The organism is Micromonospora sp. NPDC005710, assembly GCF_040630995.1.
GTDB lineage: Bacteria > Actinomycetota > Actinomycetes > Mycobacteriales > Micromonosporaceae > Micromonospora.
The window spans coordinates 227968-246716 of the sequence record NZ_JBEXYP010000003.1; the positions used below are offsets into that span (position 1 = coordinate 227968).

16 protein-coding genes, 1 tRNA gene and 1 pseudogene are annotated in these 18749 nt (G+C 71.0%); 9 read left to right on the forward strand and 9 right to left on the reverse strand.

Annotation, left to right across the window (positions count from 1 at the left end; translation table 11 throughout):
• Window positions 1–1668: an arginine--tRNA ligase gene (gene argS / locus ABZ406_RS05480; protein WP_357756114.1), complete on the reverse strand. Its 1668-nt coding sequence runs from the start codon at window positions 1666–1668 to the stop codon at window positions 1–3.
• Between the two features lie 97 nt (window positions 1669–1765).
• Between argS and ABZ406_RS05485 the strand changes: the two genes are divergently transcribed.
• From ABZ406_RS05485 to ABZ406_RS05500, 4 genes are all read left to right on the forward strand, one after another.
• Window positions 1766–2566, forward strand: coding sequence for a DUF3105 domain-containing protein (locus ABZ406_RS05485; RefSeq protein WP_357756115.1), 801 nt, complete (start codon window positions 1766–1768; stop codon window positions 2564–2566).
• 8 nt (window positions 2567–2574) lie between these two features.
• Window positions 2575–3243: a DUF305 domain-containing protein gene (locus ABZ406_RS05490; protein WP_357756116.1), complete on the forward strand. Its 669-nt coding sequence runs from the start codon at window positions 2575–2577 to the stop codon at window positions 3241–3243.
• A gap of 308 nt (window positions 3244–3551) precedes the next feature.
• Entirely contained in the window at window positions 3552–4244 is a 693-nt protein-coding gene (locus tag ABZ406_RS05495) for a winged helix-turn-helix domain-containing protein (RefSeq protein WP_357756117.1), read from the forward strand.
• Between the two features lie 90 nt (window positions 4245–4334).
• Window positions 4335–4406, forward strand: a tRNA-Arg gene (locus tag ABZ406_RS05500).
• Window positions 4407–4468: 62 nt separating this feature from the next.
• On the opposite strand, the gene ABZ406_RS05505 is transcribed toward ABZ406_RS05500, so the two are convergent.
• The 6 genes and pseudogenes from ABZ406_RS05505 to ABZ406_RS05530 all read right to left on the reverse strand — a co-directional run.
• Complete coding sequence (locus tag ABZ406_RS05505; protein ID WP_357756118.1) at window positions 4469–5815, reverse strand: hypothetical protein; 1347 nt, start codon at window positions 5813–5815, stop codon at window positions 4469–4471.
• An 86-nt stretch (window positions 5816–5901) separates the two neighbouring features.
• Window positions 5902–8283 carry an excinuclease ABC subunit UvrA gene (locus ABZ406_RS05510; RefSeq protein ID WP_357756119.1) on the reverse strand — a complete coding sequence of 794 codons (2382 nt, stop codon included), beginning with the start codon at window positions 8281–8283 and terminating at the stop codon, window positions 5902–5904.
• 29 nt (window positions 8284–8312) lie between these two features.
• Window positions 8313–8723 carry a VOC family protein gene (locus tag ABZ406_RS05515; protein ID WP_357756120.1) on the reverse strand — a complete coding sequence of 137 codons (411 nt, stop codon included), beginning with the start codon at window positions 8721–8723 and terminating at the stop codon, window positions 8313–8315.
• A 5-nt stretch (window positions 8724–8728) separates the two neighbouring features.
• Complete coding sequence (locus ABZ406_RS05520; RefSeq protein WP_357756121.1) at window positions 8729–9178, reverse strand: helix-turn-helix transcriptional regulator; 450 nt, start codon at window positions 9176–9178, stop codon at window positions 8729–8731.
• 152 nt (window positions 9179–9330) lie between these two features.
• Window positions 9331–10290 (reverse strand): ATP-dependent DNA ligase, encoded by a 960-nt coding sequence (locus ABZ406_RS05525; RefSeq protein WP_357756320.1) that lies wholly within the window; start codon window positions 10288–10290, stop codon window positions 9331–9333.
• 345 nt (window positions 10291–10635) lie between these two features.
• Window positions 10636–11844: pseudogene (locus tag ABZ406_RS05530) on the reverse strand (MFS transporter); the annotation flags it as partial.
• Window positions 11845–11880: 36 nt separating this feature from the next.
• Here ABZ406_RS05530 and ABZ406_RS05535 point away from each other — a divergent pair.
• The 3 genes from ABZ406_RS05535 (at window position 11881) to ABZ406_RS05545 (ending at window position 15230) form a co-directional block, all read left to right on the forward strand.
• Window positions 11881–12315, forward strand: a complete 435-nt coding sequence (locus tag ABZ406_RS05535; protein WP_357756122.1) for a helix-turn-helix domain-containing protein — start codon at window positions 11881–11883, stop codon at window positions 12313–12315.
• A gap of 102 nt (window positions 12316–12417) precedes the next feature.
• Window positions 12418–13005 carry a helix-turn-helix domain-containing protein gene (locus ABZ406_RS05540; protein WP_357756123.1) on the forward strand — a complete coding sequence of 196 codons (588 nt, stop codon included), beginning with the start codon at window positions 12418–12420 and terminating at the stop codon, window positions 13003–13005.
• Entirely contained in the window at window positions 13005–15230 is a 2226-nt protein-coding gene (locus tag ABZ406_RS05545; RefSeq protein ID WP_357756124.1) for an MMPL family transporter, read from the forward strand. The genes ABZ406_RS05540 and ABZ406_RS05545 overlap by 1 nt, the downstream gene beginning before the upstream one ends.
• A gap of 103 nt (window positions 15231–15333) precedes the next feature.
• Here the strand turns inward: ABZ406_RS05545 and ABZ406_RS05550 are convergent, their stop codons facing one another.
• Window positions 15334–16590 carry an erythromycin esterase family protein gene (locus ABZ406_RS05550; RefSeq protein ID WP_357756125.1) on the reverse strand — a complete coding sequence of 419 codons (1257 nt, stop codon included), beginning with the start codon at window positions 16588–16590 and terminating at the stop codon, window positions 15334–15336.
• A gap of 129 nt (window positions 16591–16719) precedes the next feature.
• On the opposite strand from ABZ406_RS05550, the gene ABZ406_RS05555 reads away from it, so the two are divergent.
• Complete coding sequence (locus ABZ406_RS05555) at window positions 16720–16911, forward strand: DUF2795 domain-containing protein (RefSeq protein WP_357756126.1); 192 nt, start codon at window positions 16720–16722, stop codon at window positions 16909–16911.
• Between the two features lie 141 nt (window positions 16912–17052).
• Here the strand turns inward: ABZ406_RS05555 and ABZ406_RS05560 are convergent, their stop codons facing one another.
• Entirely contained in the window at window positions 17053–17955 is a 903-nt protein-coding gene (locus ABZ406_RS05560; protein ID WP_357756127.1) for a Gfo/Idh/MocA family oxidoreductase, read from the reverse strand.
• 185 nt (window positions 17956–18140) lie between these two features.
• On the opposite strand from ABZ406_RS05560, the gene ABZ406_RS05565 reads away from it, so the two are divergent.
• The gene (locus tag ABZ406_RS05565; protein ID WP_357756128.1) at window positions 18141–18503 is read left to right on the forward strand and encodes a cupin domain-containing protein; all 363 of its coding nucleotides are present in this window, start codon (window positions 18141–18143) and stop codon (window positions 18501–18503) included.
• The last annotated feature ends 246 nt before the right edge of the window (window positions 18504–18749 follow it).

Consider the following 18749-nt stretch of genomic DNA (forward strand, 5'->3'; position numbering starts at 1 on the left):
TCACATCCTCTCGGGTGCGGAGACGCCCAGCAGGAACAGGCCGTTGGCGATCACCGTGCGGGTGGCGTTGTTGAGCCAGAGCCGGGCCCGGTGCCGGTCGGTGATCTTCTCGTCGCCCAGCGGCAGCACCCGGCAGTTGTCGTAGAACCGGTGGTAGGAGGCGGCGACGCTCTCCTCCAGGTAGCGGGCCACCCGGTGCGGCTCCCGCAGCTCGGCGGCGGTCGCCACCACCGCCGGGAACTGGGCGAGCGCCTTGAGCAGCTCGTTTTCCTTCTCGTGGTCGAGCAGCTCGGGGTGGAACGCGTCGGCGTCGCCCGGAACCAGCCCCACCTCGGCGGCGTTGCGGGCCACGCCCGCCGTCCGGGCGGCGACGTACTGCACGTAGTAGACCGGGTTGTCGCGGGTCGCCCGCGTCCACAACTCGATGTCGATGTCGATCGGCGAGTCGCTGGAGTAGCGCGCCAGCGCGTACCGGGAGGCGTCCACGCCGATCGCCTCGACCAGGTCCTCCAGGGTGATCACGGTGCCGGCCCGCTTGCTCATCCGCATGGGGGCGCCGTCGCGCAGCAGGTTGACCAGCTGCCCGATGAGGATCTCCAGGTTGCGTTCCGGGTCGTCGCCGAAACAGGCCGACATCGCCTTCATCCGGCCGATGTAGCCGTGGTGGTCGGCGCCCAGCATGATCACGACCCGCTCGAAGCCGCGCTCGCGCTTGTCCAGGTAGTAGGCGCAGTCCGCGGCGAAGTACGTCCACTCGCCGTTGGACTTGCGCAGCACCCGGTCCTTGTCGTCGCCGAAGTCGGTGGTGCGCAGCCAGGTCGCGCCCTCGGACTCGTACAGGTGCCCCTGCTGGCGCAGCCGGTTCAACGCCAGGTCCAACTCGCCCCGGTCGTGCAGGTCCTTCTCATTGAAGTAGGTGTCGAACTCCACCCCGAAGTCCCGCAGCGAGGAGCGGATCTCGTCGAACATCAGCGCGACGCCCTCGACCCGGAAGACCTCCTGGGCGGCGTCGTCGTCCAGCGAGCGCACCTCCGGCCGGCGGGCCTGCACCTCGGCGGCGATCTCGCCGATGTACGCCCCGCCGTAGCCGTCCTCCGGCGCCGGCTCACCCTTCGACGCGGCGAGCAGCGACCTGGCGAACCTGTCGATCTGCGAACCGGCGTCGTTGAAGTAGTACTCGGTGCCGACGTCGGCACCGGTGGCCCGCAGCAGCCGGCTCAGCGCGTCACCGACGGCCGCCCAACGGACCCCGCCGATGTGCACCGGCCCGGTCGGGTTGGCCGAGACGAACTCCAGGTTGATCTTTTCGCCGGCGAGCCGGTCACTGCGGCCGTACTCCGCGCCGGCCTCGACGATCACCCGGGCGAGCTGGCCGGCGGCGGCCGCGTCGAGCCGGATGTTGAGGAAGCCCGGCCCGGCGATTTCCACCGACTTGACCCCCGGTGCCCGACCCAGCTCGTCGGCCAGGGCCGTCGCCAGCTCCCGGGGCGGAACGCCCACCTTCTTGCTCAACTGCAGCGCGAGCGTCGAGGCGTAGTCGCCGTGCTCGGGGTTGCGCGGTCGCTCCACCACGGTGCTCGCCGGCAGTGCGGCGAGGTCGAGCCCACGCTGCTCGAAGACGGCGTGGGCGGCGGTAAGGACGACCGAGGCTAGTTCTGCAGGAGTCACCCAACCATGTTATCGGGGGTAGACTCGGGCACTCGGCGGCTCCCCTGCGCGTCATCCGGCCCGCCATTCCCCTGACCGACCGACTTGACGAGGCACGATGAGCATCAGCACCCCGGGTGGCCCTGAGCGCCGCCAGACCGTGGTCAGCACCGGCAAGAAGCCGGCCGCGGGCCGGCCGGCGTCCGGCGCCAAGGCCGGTTCCGGCAAGCCGACGGGCTCCCCCCGCGCCGGCGGCAAGGGCCCGCGCAAGCCGGTCACCCCGGTCAAGGTGAGCCAGGGCCGCGCGTGGGGGCCGATCGCGCTCTTCGTCGCGGTGGGCGTGCTCGCGGCCGGCATCCTCGGGTACGGCGCCTGGGCGTCGTTCCAGGGCTCCAAGCCGTGGGACAAGCGGGCCGACGCCATCGACGGCATCGTCAACATCCGCAAGACCGACAAGACGAGCCTCGACTACGAGTCGCACAAGGCGGGCCCGCTCACCTACAAGTACTCGCCACCGGTGGGTGGCGTGCACAACGCCGCCTGGCAGAACTGCATGGGCGACGTCTACGACGCCCCGATCGCCAGCGAGCACGCGGTGCACAGCCTGGAGCACGGCGCGGTGTGGGTCACCTACCGCCCGGACCTGCCCAAGGACCAGGTCGAGAAGCTCGCCGGCAAGGTGCGCGGTGTCGAGAAGATGCTGATGAGCCCGTACGACAACCTCGACAAGCCGATCTCGCTGCAGGCCTGGGGCTACCAGCTGAAGCTCGACAACGCCGACGACCCGCGGATCGACGAGTTCATCAAGGACCTGCGGGTGAACGCCTCCGTCGAGGGCCCGACGGCGCTCTGCAACACGGGCATCACCGCCACCGGCACCACGCCGCGTGAACTCCAGCAGCAGCAGCCCACCCAGTAAGGACGGCAATGACCGCTCCGGCCACCACCGACAGCGAGTACGACGAGATCCCGGCCGACCCGGACGAGGGCGGCCGGGCCCCGGCGTCGCGCTACGGCCTGCTGGCGCTCGCCATCATGCTGGTGGTCGGGCTCCTGCTCGGCTACGCGGGCGGTTTACTCACCCCGCGGATCACCCGACCCGGTGACGCCTCGGTCGAGGCGGGCTTCGCCCGGGACATGACGACCCATCACGCGCAGGCGGTGGAGATGAGCCTGATCGCGTACCGGTCGGCGACCCTCCCCGAGGTGCGGCAGATCGCCGTCGACATCGCCACCGGGCAGCAGGGCGAGATCGGCGCGATGCAGACCTGGCTGCGTGAGTGGGGCCTCAGCCCGACCGGGTCGAAGCCGCCGATGTCGTGGATGTCCGACGGGGCGACGACCACTGACGGTCTGATGCCGGGCATGGCGACGCCGCAACAGATGACCGCCCTGCGCAACGCTCAGGGCATCGAGGTGGACAGGCAGTTCCTGACCCTGATGTACGCACACCACCTGGGCGGCATCCACATGATCGACGCGGCGCTCGACGCTACCGACAACGCCGAGGTGGTGCGGGTGGCGCAGACCATGAAGAACACCCAGCAGAGCGAACTCAACAACCTCCGGCAGCTCCAGGCGCAGGCCAAGGGCTGACCGGCGGGCAGGCGCATCCGGCCCGCGTCACCACCGCAGGACGGCGGTGACGCGGGCCGCACCATGCCACGACCTGGGTGTGGGGCCTTGATCGACTCGGGTTGCAGGAAACCGCGCTGTCCGCGTGATCCGGACGCCCCGACTTCCGTGAAACCGAGTCGATCAACGCGGACAGACCGCCCCACATATCCCTAACGTCCCATATTGCCCTTTGTGGGTGTTTTGCGTGGCACAGGCGATTACGTTGCTTAGAGAGTTTTCTCCCCACATATCGTGACCAGTTGCGATTCGGGCTCGTTGCCCAAGACGTGGGGGTTGCACTCAGAGACGCACGGCGTTCGGTCACCAGCTGGTGCCGACGCCACACCATCGGTGGTGACGGGGCGGTGGCAGCCGTCCGTCGCGGACAGCGGCAGGGCGAGCCGGGATTGCTCAGTCGCGAACAGGAACTCGAGCTGATCGACATGCTGCGGGGCGTTCACCCCGATGAGTTCGACCTGGACGAGGAGTTGTGGACGAGGCAGAGCCTCACCACGCTCATCCAGCGGCGTTTCGAGCTGCCGTTGGACGTCGGGGCGGTCGGGGCGTACCTGCGGGCCTGGGGGTTGGGTCCGAGGGAGCCGCGCGAGCGGGCCTGCGGGCTCTGCGTCAGCGCGGTCGAGCGGTGGGTCCGCAGTGAGTACCCGGGGATCACCCGGGCCGCCCAGGAGCACCTCGCGGAGGTCTACTGGATCGGCCGGGTCCGGCTGCGCGGCACGATGCCGGCCGCCGACGTGATCTCCGCGGTCTCGTCTCGCGGCCGGGTGCGCTTCATGATCACTACGCCGACCGTGGACCCGCCGCTCCCCCGCGACTTCGTGTTGCGGCTCAGCGGCGAGGAGCAGCGCACCGTGCACCTCATCGTGGACGGCTCGTGGCCACGCAACGAGTGGCCGCGCCGGCTTCCGCGCCGGATCGTCCTCCACCCGCTGCCCAGCTGCGGGCGGGCGGTAGCCGCCTGAGCACCGGGTGGGCCGATCCGACAGGATCGGCTCACCCGATACCGATTCGGCGTACCCACTGGAGGTTTGCTAGTCTTCTCCAGTCGCTGAGCCCCCGTAGCTCAGGGGATAGAGCACCGCCCTCCGGAGGCGGTGGCGCAGGTTCGAATCCTGCCGGGGGCACACTTGTCAAAGAAACTTGATCACCACCAGAGGCTCCTGACCAGCAACTCGGTCAGGAGCCTTCATCGTGTTGACCAGACAGCCGTCGGCACCGGGGGTGGGACGAGCGTCGGCTGGTGCCGGTGCTGCCCGCGGCCGGGGCGCTGCCACCAGGTGCCGGGCTGACCGTCGGCTCTCACCAGCAGCAGGAGCGCGAGCAGCAACCACACGACCGTCGCGCAGCGGTTGGCGGTGAGGGCGGGCAACCCGGTGGAGGCGCCGATGAGCAGCAGGATCAACGCGCCGGCGAACGGCGACTCGGGGCGGTGACTCCGGTTCCGCAACCACCCCACGGCGAGCGAGGCCAGGACGGCGGTGTGCAGGACGACACCTATGACGCCCGCGACGACGAGCGCCTCCACCCAGCCGTTGTCGTACGCGACCCGCAACCCTCCGAAGCCCATCCCGGACGCCGGGGACAGCGCGGTCATGACGTCCACTGCCTGCTGCAAACTGGACTGGCCGCCGACCCGGCCGGCGGTGTACAGGCCGAGCTGGTCGTCGCCGCCGCTGCCCGGCAACAGGCGCATGGCGAACCGTTGCCCGTCCCACTGGTCCAGGTAGGCGTGGGCGGTGAACCAGACGGCGACGCTCGCGGCGGCGGCTGCCGACAGTCGCCGTCGCCGGCCGCTGGCCAGGATGACGTAAGCGATCCCGATCGGTGCGCCGACCAGCAGGAAGATCTTCGAGACGGAGAGGACCCCGCCGACGCTGAGCAGCAGCAACACGACCGCCAGCTTGCCGACCTGCCGCTGGTAGAGGTAGAGGGCGGCGAGGACGGCCACCGAGTACAGCACCCCCGCCTCGGCCGGCTGGTTGAAGATTCCCGAGTAGCGGCCCAACTGTTCGGCGCGGTCAGCGACGCTCTCCGTCTCACCGAAGAGCCGGAAGCGGGCCAGCAGATCACTCTCGACACCGGCTGCCGAGAACACGGCGACGAGGGCGTTCGCGGCCATCGCCAGGACGGTCACCGTGCACACCGCACGGAGCATCCGGGCCGGGTCCGCACCGGCTCCCACGAGCATCGCGACAGCCGCGACGACCACGAGCGGCAGGGCGATGTTGTCGAAGCCCGCCACGACGTCGCCGGCCTTGTACAACGTGTGGTTCTGGGGCGGGAGGACCACCCCGATGGTGGCGACCGCGAAGAGACTGAGGTGCGCCCCGAGGGCCCAGACGGCGGTGCCGGTGAAGCGGGGTCGCATCCACAACCCGGCCAGGCACAGGACGGCGGCGGCACCGTAGACGGCCACCTGCTCCGTACGCAGGCCCGGCGCGAGGTACGGGCCGAACGCGGCGGCGGTGAGCCCGATGACGATGCGGCGTCCCCAGCGGGTTGCGGTGGGCGAGTGAGCCGGGACGGAGGTCACACAGTGTGCAACGACAGTCCGACACCTCGCGTCGCGTGTGGTCCGCGTTGCCGTCCGGACCCCGGACGAGCTGGCGGCGCGGCCCGTCAGGTGCCGACGTACGCCGCCAGGTGCTCGCCGGTGAGGGTGCGGCGGGTGGCGACGAGGTCCGCCGGTGTGCCCTCGAAGACGACCCGGCCACCGTCGTGGCCGGCGCCGGGGCCGAGGTCGATGATCCAGTCGGCGTGCGCCATGACCGCCTGGTGATGCTCGATGACGATCACCGACTTACCGGCGTCGACCAGGCGGTCGAGCAGGCCGAGTAGTTGCTCGACGTCGGCCAGGTGCAGGCCGGTGGTCGGCTCGTCGAGGACGTAGACGCCGCCCTTCTCGGCCATGTGGGTGGCCAGCTTGAGTCGTTGCCGCTCGCCGCCGGAGAGGGTGGTGAGCGGCTGCCCCAGGCTCAGGTAGCCAAGCCCGACGTCGGCGAGACGGTCGAGGATGGCGTGTGCTGCCGGCGTACGCGCCTCGCCGGCGCCGAAGAACTTCTCGGCCTCCGTCACCGACATCGCGAGCACCTCGCTGATGTCGCGACCGCCGAAGCGGTACTCCAGCACCGACGCCTGGAACCGCTTGCCCTCGCACTCCTCGCAGGGGGCGGCGACGCCCGCCATCATCCCCAGGTCGGTGTAGATGACGCCGGCGCCGTTGCAACTCGGGCAGGCGCCCTCGGAGTTGGCGCTGAACAGCGCCGGCTTCACCCCGTTGGCCTTCGCGAACGCCTTGCGGATCGGGTCGAGCAACCCGGTGTACGTGGCCGGGTTGCTGCGCCGTGAGCCGCGGATCGCGCCCTGGTCGATCGACACGACACCAGCGCCGGCCGGGATCGAGGAGTGCACCAGCGAGCTCTTGCCGGAGCCGGCGACGCCGGTCACGACGACGAGCACCCCGAGGGGTACGTCGACGTCGACCTCCTGCAGGTTGTTGGCGGTGGCGCCCCGGATCTCCAGGGTGCCGGTGGCCGTCCGCACCGTCTCCTTGAGAGCCGCCCGGTCGTCGAGGTGGCGACCGGTGATGGTGCCGCTGGCCCGCAGACCTGCCAGGCTGCCCTGGTAGCAGATTGTTCCGCCGTCAGTGCCAGCGCCGGGCCCGAGGTCGACGACGTGGTCGGCGATGGCGATGGCCTCGGGTTTGTGCTCCACGACCAGCACCGTGTTGCCCTTGTCACGCAGTTGGAGCAGCAACTCGTTCATCCGTTGGATGTCGTGCGGGTGCAGCCCGATCGTCGGCTCGTCGAAGACGTAGGTGACGTCGGTGAGCGAGGAGCCGAGGTGGCGGATCATCTTGGTGCGCTGCGCCTCGCCGCCGGAGAGCGTGCCGGACGGCCGATCGAGTGACAGGTAGCCCAGCCCGATCTCCTCGAAGGAGTCGAGGAGGTGTTGCAGGCCGGCGATCAACGGGGCCACCGACGGCTCGTCGATCTCGCGTACCCAGGCGGCCAGGTCGCTGATCTGCATCGCGCACGCGTCGGCGATGTTCCTGCCCTTGATCTTGGACGACCGGGCCTCCTTGCTGAGCCGGGTGCCGGCGCACTCGGGGCAGGTAGTGAAGGTCACCGCGCGCTCCACGAAGGCGCGGATGTGCGGCTGCAACGCGTCGATGTCCTTGGCGAGGAAGGACTTCTGGATCGACGGGATCAGGCCCGCGTACGTCAGGTTGATGCCGTCGATTTTTATCTTGGTGGGCTCCCGGTGGAGCAGGTCGTGCAGCTCACGCTTGGTGAACTTGGCGACCGGCTTGTCCGGATCGAAGTAGCCGCAGCCCCGGAAGATCCGGCCGAACCAGCCCTCCATGCTGTAACCCGGGATGGTGATCGCACCCTCGTTGAGCGAGAGGCTGTCGTCGTAGAGCGCCGACAGGTCGATGTCGGTGACCGCGCCCATGCCCTCACAGCGCGGGCACATGCCGCCGAGACGGTTGAAGGTCGCCTTCTCGGTCTTCGTCCTGCCCACGCCGCGATCGACGGTGATCGCCCCGGTCGCCTTCACCGAGGGAACATTGAAGGAGTACGCGTTGGGAGAGCCGATGTGCGGCTGCCCGAGGCGGCTGAACAGGATGCGCAGCATCGCGTTGGCGTCGGTGGCGGTGCCGACGGTGGAGCGGGAGTTGGCGCCCATCCGCTCCTGGTCCACGATGATCGCCGTGGTCAGGCCGGCCAGCAGGTCGACATCGGGCCGCGCCAGCGTCGGCATGAAGCCCTGCACGAAGGTGCTGTAGGTCTCGTTGATCATCCGCTGGGACTCGGCAGCGATGGTGCCGAACACGAGCGAACTCTTGCCGGAGCCGGAGACACCTGTGAACACGGTCAGCCGCCGCTTCGGGATCTCGATGCTGACGTCCCTCAGGTTGTTGACCCGCGCTCCCTGCACCCGGATCAGGTCATGCCTGTCGGCGACGTGCGGCGCGGACGGCTGGCTGGCCGTGCTCATCGTGTCTCCATCTGTCTGGCGCGCAGGGATCAGCGCAGTTCCTGAATGCGGACCATGTTGCCGGCCGGGTCCCGGAAGGCACAGTCGCGCACACCGTACGGCTGCTCGGTCGGCTCCTGGACCACCTCGGCGTCGCTGGCCTCCAGCTTCGCGAAGGTGGCGTCGAGGTCGGCGGTGGCCAGGTTGACGCCGAAGTAGCTGCCCTTGGCCATCAGCTCGAGGATGGTCTGCCGCTCGTCGTCGGTGATGCCCGGATTGGCGGCCGGCGGGTGCAGGACGATGGCGGTGCTGGGCTGGCCGACCGGCCCGACCGTGATCCACCGCATCCCCTCGTATCCGACGTCGAGGCGGACCTCGAAGCCGAGGATGTCGCGGTAGAAGGCAAGCGAGGCCTCCGGGTCGGTGTGCGGCAGGAAACTCGAATGAATGGTGATGTCCATGCTGGTCACGCTAGTTGCGCCTCGGTGACCCGCGCTTCTCGATTCCTGACCGGTCTGGTGACCTGCTTGACCACGCACGACGGCATCTCGGCCGTCGCCTGCGCCGTCCGCCGCCGGTAGACGCTCGGCGGCACACCCACCAGCTCGGTGAAGCGGGTGCTGAAGGTGCCCAGCGACGAACAACCGACGGCGAAACAGACGGCGGTGACGCTCAGGTCGCCACGGCGCAGCAGGGCCATGGCCCGCTCGATCCGCCGGGTCATCAGGTAGCTGTACGGAGATTCGCCGTACGCGAGGCGGAACTCGCGGCTGAGGTGACCGGCTGACATGTGCGCGCCATCGGCGAGCGCCCCGACGTCGAGCGGCTGCGCGTACTCCCTGTCGATCCGGTCGCGGACCCGGCGCAGCCGCGCCAGGTCGTCCAGTCGCTGGGTCGCCTCGGATTTGCTGCTCACCTGCGAAATCGTGCCACAACCCACCGACAGTCGGCCGCTCGCCGGGCGCGGGCCTGCCGTCATCCCCGACGCGTCCCGGCCCCACGATCGAGCCCGGCTGACCCGGGCCCCCGTTCCGGGTCCGGGTCAGCCGTCTGGAGAAGCCGGCCCGGTCAGCCGGCGTCACGGCGGGCGCGGGCCCGGCGCTTCCCCTCGTGCATGGCCTGCACCCGAGCCACCGGGATGGTCCTCCCCTCGGCCACCAGGTCGGCGGGGAGCGGTTGCGGGGCCGGCATCAGCGCCGCCCACGGGTCGCCGTCGGCGAGCAGTGCGGGCGCGGTCCGGATGGTGAAGTCGGCGGGGGTCACAGCGGTCAGGTCGGCCCAGTCGACCGGGAACGACACAGGCATCCCGGGGCGCAGCCGAGGGCTGTACGCGGCGGCCACCGTCGCCCCACCCGCCCGGGTGGCGTCCACGAACACCCGGCCACCCCGGTCCTCCTTGATGTACGCCGTGGTGGCCAACGCCGGGTCGAGCCGCTCGGCGCGGACGGCGAGCGCCCGGGTGGCAGCGGCCAACTCCTCGGCCGTCGGCTCGTCGGTCACCGGGACGAAGACGTGCACGCCCTTGGCACCGCTGGTCTTGACGGCACCGGCCAGGCCGGCGTCGGCGAGTGCCTGGCGGACCAGCAGGGCCGCGTCGACGGCCGCGCGGAACCCGTCGCCGTCCGGCGGGTCCAGGTCGAGGATCAGGTGGGTCGGCCGGTGCAGGTCCGTCACCGTGGCAAGCGTCGGGTGGTACTCCACGGCCCGCTGGTTGGCGAACCAGAGCAGGGTGCGGCGGTCGTCGCAGAGGGCGTACGAGATCTCCCGGTGCGACGCCTCCGCCCACACCGGCGCCCGGCGTACCCAGTCCGGGGTGTAGCGGGGCAGGTTCTTCTGCATGAACGGCGGCTGGCCGGGGCGGACCCGGATCACCGACAGCGGCCGACCCCGCAGCTGCGGCAGGATCCGGTCGCGGACGGCGTCGAGGTAGTCGACCAGGTCACGCTTCGTCGCGTCATCGCGGTCGGACAGCGGCTGGTCCAGGTTGGTCAGGGCCACGCCGTCCCGGGTCTCGTCAGCCTCACTCACCCGACCACCCTCCCGGCCCCGGTGCCGTCGGTCAACCGGACGCGGCGCTTCGGTGCGTATCGGTTCCGGCGCCCACCACGGCCGGGCCGCCGGATCGGTGGTCTGCGACGACCCGGTCGAGCGTCGCGGCAGGGTGGTGAGCGCCACCAGCCACGCGACGACCACGAGTGCGGCGGCCACGGCGAACGCGGTCCGGTAACCGCCCGCGAGCGCGGCGGTCTCGGCCCAGCCGGCGGCCCGCAGCCCGTCGCTACGCGCGGCGGCCAGGGTGGCCAGCGCGGCCAGGCCGACCGCCCCGCCGACCTGTTGGGTGGTGTTGGCCAGGCCGGAGGCGAGCCCGGCGTCCGTGTCGGTCGCGCCGGCCATGGCCAGTGTGGTGACCGCCGGCAGGGTCAGACCGCCGGCCACGCCGAAGATCAGCATTGCGGGGAGTACGTCAGCGACGTAGGCGCCGTCGGCGGGCAGCCGGGCGAGCACCAGGAAACCGACGGTCGCCAGGCCGAGCCCGACCAGCAGTACGGTGCGCGCACCGAAGCGGGCGATCAGCGGGCCGGCCAGGCCGAGCGAGACCACAGCGATCACGACCGGGGTGGGCAGGAACGCCCAGCCGGTCGCGGCGGCGTCCAGCCCCAGCACCAGTTGCAGCTCGACGGCGAGCAGGAACTGGAACCCGAAGTACGCGCAGACCATGAGGAACTGCACGGCGTTCGCCGCCAGCAGACCCGGGACACGCAGCACCCGGGACGGCACCAGCGGGGCCGCCGCCACCCGTTGCCGTAGCGCGAACCCGCCGAGCAGCAGCGCCGCGAGGGCCACCGCGCCGAGCGTCCGAGGGCTGGTCCAGCCGTGCTCGCCCGTTCCCACGATGCCCAGCACGGCGGCCATCAGGCCGGCGGTGGCGAGCAGCGCGCCGGGCAGGTCCAGGCCGGCGCGCAGGCCGATCCCCCGTTCGGCCGGGAGTCGGCGGAGGGCCGCGACCAGGATGACCGCCCCGATCGGCACGTTGACCAGGAAGATCGTCCGCCATCCGGCCGCCTCGGTGAGCACCCCTCCGGCGACGGTGCCGACGGACGCGCCGGCCGCACCGGTGAAGCTGAAGACGGCGATGGCGCGGGCCCGCTCGGCCGGTTCGGGATAGAGCCGGACGATCATGCCGAGGCTGACCGCCATGGCCAGCGCCCCGCCGACCCCCTGCCCGAATCGCGCAATCACCAGCAGGGCCGGTCCGGTGGCGACAGCGCAGGCCAGCGAGGCCACTGTGAACAGCACGACGCCGGCCAGGAAGACCCCCCGCCGCCCCAGCAGGTCGCCGAGTCGGCCGGCGAGCAGCAGCAGCCCGCCGAACGCGACAAGGTAGGCGTTGACCACCCAGGCGAGGCCTGCGGCGGTGAAGCCCAGGTCGCGTTGCACGGCGGGCAGTGCCACCGCGACGACTGTGCCGTCCAGGATGATCATCAGGCTGCCGGCGCAGAGCACGAGCAGCGCTGGCCAGCGGGACGGGGCGACACGCTCCACGAGAACCCTCCTTGGTGCACGGTTTGTTACCGAGGTCATCGTCTGTGACCATGAACCGGAGCGGAAGGAGGCACTTTGATGTCCCAGAGGAACAGCGATGTGTCCGCCGAGGTCGCAGCCGAGCTGACCTGTGCGGCCGAGAACGTTCCGTTCACCCCCGGGCAGGCGCGGGCGTGCACAGTCCGCGAGGTGCTCGACCGGGTCGGCGGCAAGTGGAGCATCAGCATCCTGGTGTCCGCCTCGCACGGCCCGGTGCGCTTCACCGAGTTGGAGCGGCACGTCGAGGGAATCAGTCGCCGGATGCTCACGCTGACGCTGCGCAACCTGGAACGGGACGGCCTGCTGCACCGCACTGTCTACCCGACGGTTCCGCCGAAGGTCGAATACACGGCCACCCCGATGGCACTGGAGCTCTACGAGTCGCTCGTCGCGCTGACCAGCTGGGCCGAACGGCACCGCCGGGCCATCGCCGAGGCGCGGACCAGGTACGACGCCCGGCACACCGACTGAAACCGGGCTGCGGTGTGGTGAACGCCACCGCCTCGGTCTGACCGATCGGTCAGGGTCTGACCGATCGGTCAGGCATGCTGGTCTGCGGGAGGTGGACCGGGCATGGCCAGAGCGGTACCCGACACGCACGGCGAGATCCTCGCCGCGGCGGCGCGGCAGTTCACGGTGACCGGCTACCGGGGCACCTCCCTGCAGGACATCGCCCGCGAGGTCGGCTGTTCCAAGGCCACCGTGCTCTACCACTTCGCCAACAAGGAAGCCCTGCTCGCCGAGCTGATGGCACCCGCGATCGACGTGCTCCGCAGCCTCGACGACCAACTCGACGGCCTGACCGGCGCGGCCGCCCAGGAGGTCGCCGCACGGGGCTTCGTCGACCTCGCCGTCCGATTCCGGCAGGAGATCGCCGTGCTCCGCGGCGAGTTCCCAGAGCTGCTGTGCCAGCCGGCCTTCGCGCACATCCAGCAGATCTCCGACCGGCTGCGGGACGCCCTCGCCGGGCACTCCGCCCGACCGGGCGCCCAGGTCGCCGCGCTGGTGCTCCTCGCCGGCATCTCCGAGGCGTGCGCCGCGTTCGTCGACATCCCCGACGACGAACTGCGTGCCGCCCTGCTCACCCTCGCCCGGCGGGCTGTCGAACCCGTCGACGCACCCCTGCCCCTTCCACCCACGACCGAGGACAAGGACTCCTGATGGCCACCCTGCTCTACCGGCTCGGCCGGGGCGCGTTGCGCCGGCGACGGCTCGTCGTCGCGCTCTGGCTCGTCGTACTCGTCGGCGCCGGCCTGGCCGCGGCGACCCTGCGCGGCCCGACGGCGAGCAACTTCACCATGCCCGGCACCGAGAGCCAGCGCGCACTCGACCTGCTGGCCGACCAGTTCCCCGCGGCCAGTGGCGCCACCGGCACCATCACGATCAAGGCGCCCGCCGACGGCCAACTGGCCACCCCGCAGGGGCAGGCAGTGGTGCAGGAACTCGTCCAGCAGGCGTCGACACTGCCCGGCGTGGTCGGCGCGGTGAACCCGCTCCAGGTCGGCGCGGTCTCACCGAACGGCCGGTACGCGCTGGTCCAGGTTCAGTTCGCCACCGGCGGCGACGACGTGACCGACGCGCAGCGCACCGCGTACGAGGAGGTCGGCGCGGCGGCCAAGGCCCAGGGTTGGCAGGTCGCCCCGGGCGGTGAGGTGCTCGGCGGTGAGCCGGAGATCGGCTCCACCGAGGCGCTCGGCGTCCTGGTCGCCGCGATCGTCCTGATCATCACGTTCGGGTCCCTGGTCGCCGCCGGCATGACGATGCTCAACGCGCTGATCGGCGTGGGCGCCGGCATGGCCGGCCTGTTCGCGCTGAGCGGCGTCGTCCAGCTCACCAGCACCGCACCGATCCTGGCGCTGATGCTCGGCCTCGCGGTCGGCATCGACTACTCACTCTTCATCACGTCCCGGCACCGGCAGAACCTGCTCGACGGCCTGTCCCCGGAGGAGGCTGTCGGCCGGGCCGTCGGCACCGCCGGCTCGGCAGTGGTCTTCGCCGGCGCGACAGTGGTCATCGCCCTCGCCGGGCTCGCCGTGGTGGACATCCCGTTCCTCACCGTGATGGGTCTCGCCGCCGCCGGCACTGTCACCGTCGCCGTCCTCGTCGCCATCACCCTGCAGCCGGCGCTGCTCGGCTTCGCCGGTCGCCGGGTACTCCCCCGGCGGCTCCGCTCCGTCCCCACCGACGGCACCGTTCCCACCGACGGCGCCGCCGAGGACGACTCGGACGTCACCGACCGGCCGGCGGCGATCGACGAGCACAACAGGTTCGGCTTCCGCTGGGCGCGGCTGATCACCCGCTTCCGCGTACCTGTCATCCTGGTCGGCCTGCTCGGCCTGGGCCTGCTCGCGCTGCCCACGCCCGACATGCGGCTGGCCCTGCCGGGCGCCGCGACGGCCGCCGTCGGCTCACCCGCCCGGGTGGCGAACGACCTCACCGTCGAGGGCTTCGGCCCGGGCTTCACCGGCCGGCTCGCCGTGGTGGTCGCCGGTGACACGCCGCAGGCCACCTCGGCCGCCGTACCGCAGGTCACCGCCCTGCTCCAGCGCACCGAGAACGTCCTCGCGGTGGCACCGCCGCAGCTCAGCCCGGACGGTCGGACCGCGCTGCTCGGCGTGGTGCCGAAGACCGGCCCGACCGACGAGGCCACCGAAACCCTGGTGCACGACATCCGGGGCGCGGTCGGCGGGATCTCCGACGCGGACGTGCTGCTCACCGGCGTCACCGCGATCGGCATCGACGTCTCCGAGAAGCTCTCCGACGCGCTGCCGGTCTACCTGCTGCTGGTGGTCGGCCTCTCGGTGCTGCTGCTGATGCTCGTGTTCCGCTCGCTGCTGGTGCCGATCAAGGCGGCGCTGGGCTTCCTGCTCACCGTCGCCGCCACGTTCGGCATCACGGTGGCCGTCTTCCAGCAGGGGCACCTCGCCGACCTCGTCGGCCTGGACACGCCCGGCCCGCTGATCAGCTTCCTGCCGATCCTGCTCATCGGCATCCTGTTCGGCCTGGCCATGGACTACGAGGTGTTCCTGGTCAGCCGGATGCGGGAGGACTTCGTCCACGGTGAGACCGCCCGCCAGGCCACCATCAGCGGCATGGGGCACGGCGCGCGGGTGGTCACCGCCGCCGCGCTGATCATGATGTCGGTCTTCGGGGGCTTCGTCTTCCTGGAGGACCCGGTGATCAAGTCGATGGGCTTCGCGCTCGCCGTCGGCGTTGCCATCGACGCGTTCGTGGTCCGGATGACGATCGTCCCGGCGGTGATGTCGCTCCTCGGCGACCGGGCCTGGTGGCTGCCCCGCTGGCTCAACCGCGTCCTGCCCAACGTGGACATCGAGGGCGAGGGCTTGCGCCACCACCTCGAAGACCGCACGCCGACGCACGTCTGACCCGCTCGACCTGGTCGATCATGGAGTTGTGGTGCCCGTCGTGCCCCGATGAAGGGCATTCCGTCAAGCACCACAACTCCATGATCGGCGCACCCGGGCGGCGTCAGACTCCGGCGGGGTAGGTCTGCATCTCGCCGGGGGCCGCCCCGACCGGCAGCGGGTGCAGGGCCGTGGTGTCGTCGCACCAGATCAAAGCGTCGTAGCGGTCACCGAGCCTGGTCGGCACGTAGTTCCCCCAGGACTCGAACGACGGGTCGTAGACGACCCCGATCGCCCGGTGGTCCGCTGTCTCGGTGACCCAACCCGGCTGGTCGTCGCCGCCGAAGATCAGCACCGCCCGTTCCGGCATCAGCTCGTGCAGCCGCCGCTCGATCGACCCCTCCCGAGCCGGCGGCACCACCATCGCCTCCGGCGGCGAACCCCACCGGGGTGCGGCGATCACCGTTCCCCGGTAACTGCCGAAGCCGACCAGGGCAACCGCGTCCTCCCCGTGCCGCTCCCGGGCCAACTGACCGATGTTGACCATCCCGTCCGCGGCCATGTCGGTGGCCCGCGCATCACCGATGTGCGTGTTGTGCGCCCAGACGACGCCCCGGGCGTCCGGGCCGTACCGGTCCAGCAGCCGGTCCAGGGTGTCCTGCATGTGGGTGTCACGGATGTTCCACGAGTCGGGCCCGCCGGCCACCATCGCCCGGTAGTACCGTTCGGCGCCGGCCACCACCTCCGCGTTCTGCCAGGCGGAGAAACGATCCGGGCCGCCGGAGATGGCATGTTCGCGGGTCCGGGCAAGCAACCGGACGACCTCCTCCTCACAGCGGGCGGAGACGAACCGGCTGGCCGCGCCGTACTCCTCGACCCTCTTGCCGTACGGCTCGAAACACCGGTACGCGTCCTGCGCTGCCTCCAGCGACTTCGGGTCCTCCTCCCCCAGGTAGTCGAAGATCGCCTGCATCGACTCCCAGAGGCTGTACACGTCGAGCCCGTGGAACCCGGCCCGTTGCCCCTCCGGCCGCTCCACGTTCCAGGCCCGCAACCAGGTGGCGAACCGGGACACCTCGGCGTTTGCCCACATCCAGGTCGGCCAGCGCTCAAACTGGTCGAGCGCGAGCTGCGGTTCGAGCGCGCCGCCGGGCGCCGCCGTCACCGACCGGTGCACCCGATCACAGTCGGGCCAGTCGCCCTCGACGGCGACGAAGGAGAAGCCGCACTCCGCTATCAGCCGGCGGGTGAGCTGTTCCCGCAGCCGGTAGTAGTCGTAAGTGCCGTGGGTCGACTCACCGATCATCACCACCCGGGCGTTGCGAACGCGCTCCAGCAACGGGTCGAAATCGCTCGGCGCGCCGAGCCGCTGAACCAGCATGCCAGCGGCTACCCGGCCGCCACTGCGGCAAACCGTGGGCGCGTCGCGGGCCGACACGCCGGCTGCCGGGTCGTCGTGGGTGCACGATCCGGCCGGTGTACGGCCACCGCGAGCGGGTAGCCGGCCGACATGACGGTCACCGGGGTTCAGTTGCAGGAGTATCTGGCCGGGCTCGACTACCCGGTCTCCCGGGAGGACCTGATCCGCTGGGGGCAGGAGAACGGGGCCAGCACGGCGATGCTGCAGATGTTGCAGGCCCTTTCCCCGGACCAGTTCAACTCGCCCGACGAGTTGAACGCCGCCCTGTCCACCCTCACCTGACCAACCCCCACCCCGCCCGCCCCGCCCCCGCCCCGCCTCATCCCGTTGATCAAGACGTTTGCGTCAAGCCGAGCGGCTTTTTTGACGCAAACGTCTTGATCAACCCGGGCTGGGGGTGGGGGGTGGGGGGTGGGGGGGTCGTTAGGGGACGGGGATGGTGCGGGATTCGGCTCGGGCTGTTTCGGCGGCGGCGATGATGGTGACGACCTCGCGGCCGAAGTGGACGTCGCAGCGGTGGTCCCGGGTGCCGGCCCGCACCTGCTCGACGAGCTGGTCGATGGCGACGCCGAACGCAGTGGCGGCGTCGTTCTCGCCGAACGGGACGTTCTCGATGCCGTTCTCGCCGTAGAACACGAACTCCCGGGCCATCGACTCGGTCGGGGCGTCCAGCGAGAGCGAGGCGCTGCTCGTCGCACCGCCCTCGTGGGTGAGCAGCAGGTGCACCATCCCGCTGGGGCCGTCCATCGCCGCCACCTGCGTCACCCGGCCCAGCACCGGCAGGAGGATCGAGAGCGCGTGCGGAGCGATGTCCCAGAGCGCCCCGTGCTCCCGACGCCACAGCGAGCCGCCGTACGGGCTGCCGTCCTGGAAGATCGACGCGAACGCGGTGGTCCGGCCGTGCTGCCAGCCCCCGGCGGCGGCGGTGGCCGCGAGAAACGCTGTCACGTTCGGCTGGAACCGCTGGGTGAAGAAGACGACCGAGGCGACCCCGGACTCGTCGGCGGCGGCCACCACGCGGTCGGCGTCGGCCACGCTGAGCGCCAGCGGCTTGTCCAACAGCAGGTGCCGGCCGGCACGGGCGGCCCGGACCGCGATGTCGGCCTGGATGTCCGGCGGCAGGGCGACGGCGACGGCCTCGCACTGCTCGATCAGCGCGTCGACGTCGGCGTAGGCGGGCACCCCGTACCGCTCGGCCAGTGCGGAGGCGCGCTCCGGGTTGCGACCCCACACCCCCACCAGTTCCGCGTCGGGATGAGCGTGCAGCGCCTTCCCGTGCGTCTCGATCGCCCAGTGACCGGTGCCGAACAACCCGAACCGCAGCACGTGTACCTCCGCTGTCTCCCCCGCACCGTGGCAACGCCACGGACGTGATTCACGCTAGTCGCCCCGGCGGTCATGATGGCGGCGGGTTGGACCAATCGAAGCAGCCCACCGCCGTTGAGGTTCTCGGTAACGCCAGGTCCGATTGCCGCCAGACACACCGGGTGCGGCGCGGCAGTCTCGACGACATGCCGAACGCGAATCCAGCGATCACCAGCGGTGTCGTGACGTTTGACCACTGGTACGACTTCACCGAGGGTGGCCCCGTGCACCGCGGGCTGCTGCCGTTTGCGTCGACGGCGCCCGCCCCGTTCGAGGTCGCCCGCTGGTCGGTGGCCCCGCACACCTCGAATGACCTGGACGTCCATCGGTCTCGTGAGATGTGGATCATCGTGTCCGGGACCGGAACGTTGACGTTCGCCGACCAGACGTGTGTCCTGCGGGCCGGCGACGTCGCGGCGTTCGACAGCCGGGTGCCGCACCAGCTTCGGAACGACGGGCCCGACGAGCTTTCCGCCGTCTCGGTCTACTGGCTGCAGGCAGGCGACTGAACGCTCGCCCTCGCCCCGTCACGCGGGGCGAGCGAGCAAACGGGCCGCAGCACAGATGCGCCGCCTTTGCTCTGCACCCGCCCACGCGCCAGTCACGCAGCGTGAGTGGTGCACGGGCGGGTGCAGAGCAAAGGGCGAACCCCGCGCGCGACGCCCCCGCCCGAGAGCCAGCGATCCGCCGGGCGGCGTCGGGGCGGAGGGCGGCGGCAACCGTGACGGGCGTGCGTCACACGCGGAGAGGCAGGG

Excerpts from the sequence above, each read along its gene's own strand:
- ABZ406_RS05485 (WP_357756115.1), top strand. The coding sequence starts at position 1,766 with ATGAGCATCAGCACCCCGGGTGGCCCTGAGCGCCGCCAGACCGTGGTC.
- ABZ406_RS05490 (WP_357756116.1), top strand. The coding sequence starts at position 2,575 with ATGACCGCTCCGGCCACCACCGACAGCGAGTACGACGAGATCCCGGCC.
- ABZ406_RS05510 (WP_357756119.1), bottom strand. The coding sequence starts at position 8,283 with ATGAGCACGGCCAGCCAGCCGTCCGCGCCGCACGTCGCCGACAGGCAT.
- ABZ406_RS05515 (WP_357756120.1), bottom strand. The coding sequence starts at position 8,723 with ATGGACATCACCATTCATTCGAGTTTCCTGCCGCACACCGACCCGGAG.
- ABZ406_RS05540 (WP_357756123.1), top strand. The coding sequence starts at position 12,418 with ATGGCCAGAGCGGTACCCGACACGCACGGCGAGATCCTCGCCGCGGCG.
- ABZ406_RS05545 (WP_357756124.1), top strand. The coding sequence starts at position 13,005 with ATGGCCACCCTGCTCTACCGGCTCGGCCGGGGCGCGTTGCGCCGGCGA.
- ABZ406_RS05550 (WP_357756125.1), bottom strand. The coding sequence starts at position 16,590 with ATGCTGGTTCAGCGGCTCGGCGCGCCGAGCGATTTCGACCCGTTGCTG.
- ABZ406_RS05555 (WP_357756126.1), top strand. The coding sequence starts at position 16,720 with ATGACGGTCACCGGGGTTCAGTTGCAGGAGTATCTGGCCGGGCTCGAC.
- ABZ406_RS05565 (WP_357756128.1), top strand. The coding sequence starts at position 18,141 with ATGCCGAACGCGAATCCAGCGATCACCAGCGGTGTCGTGACGTTTGAC.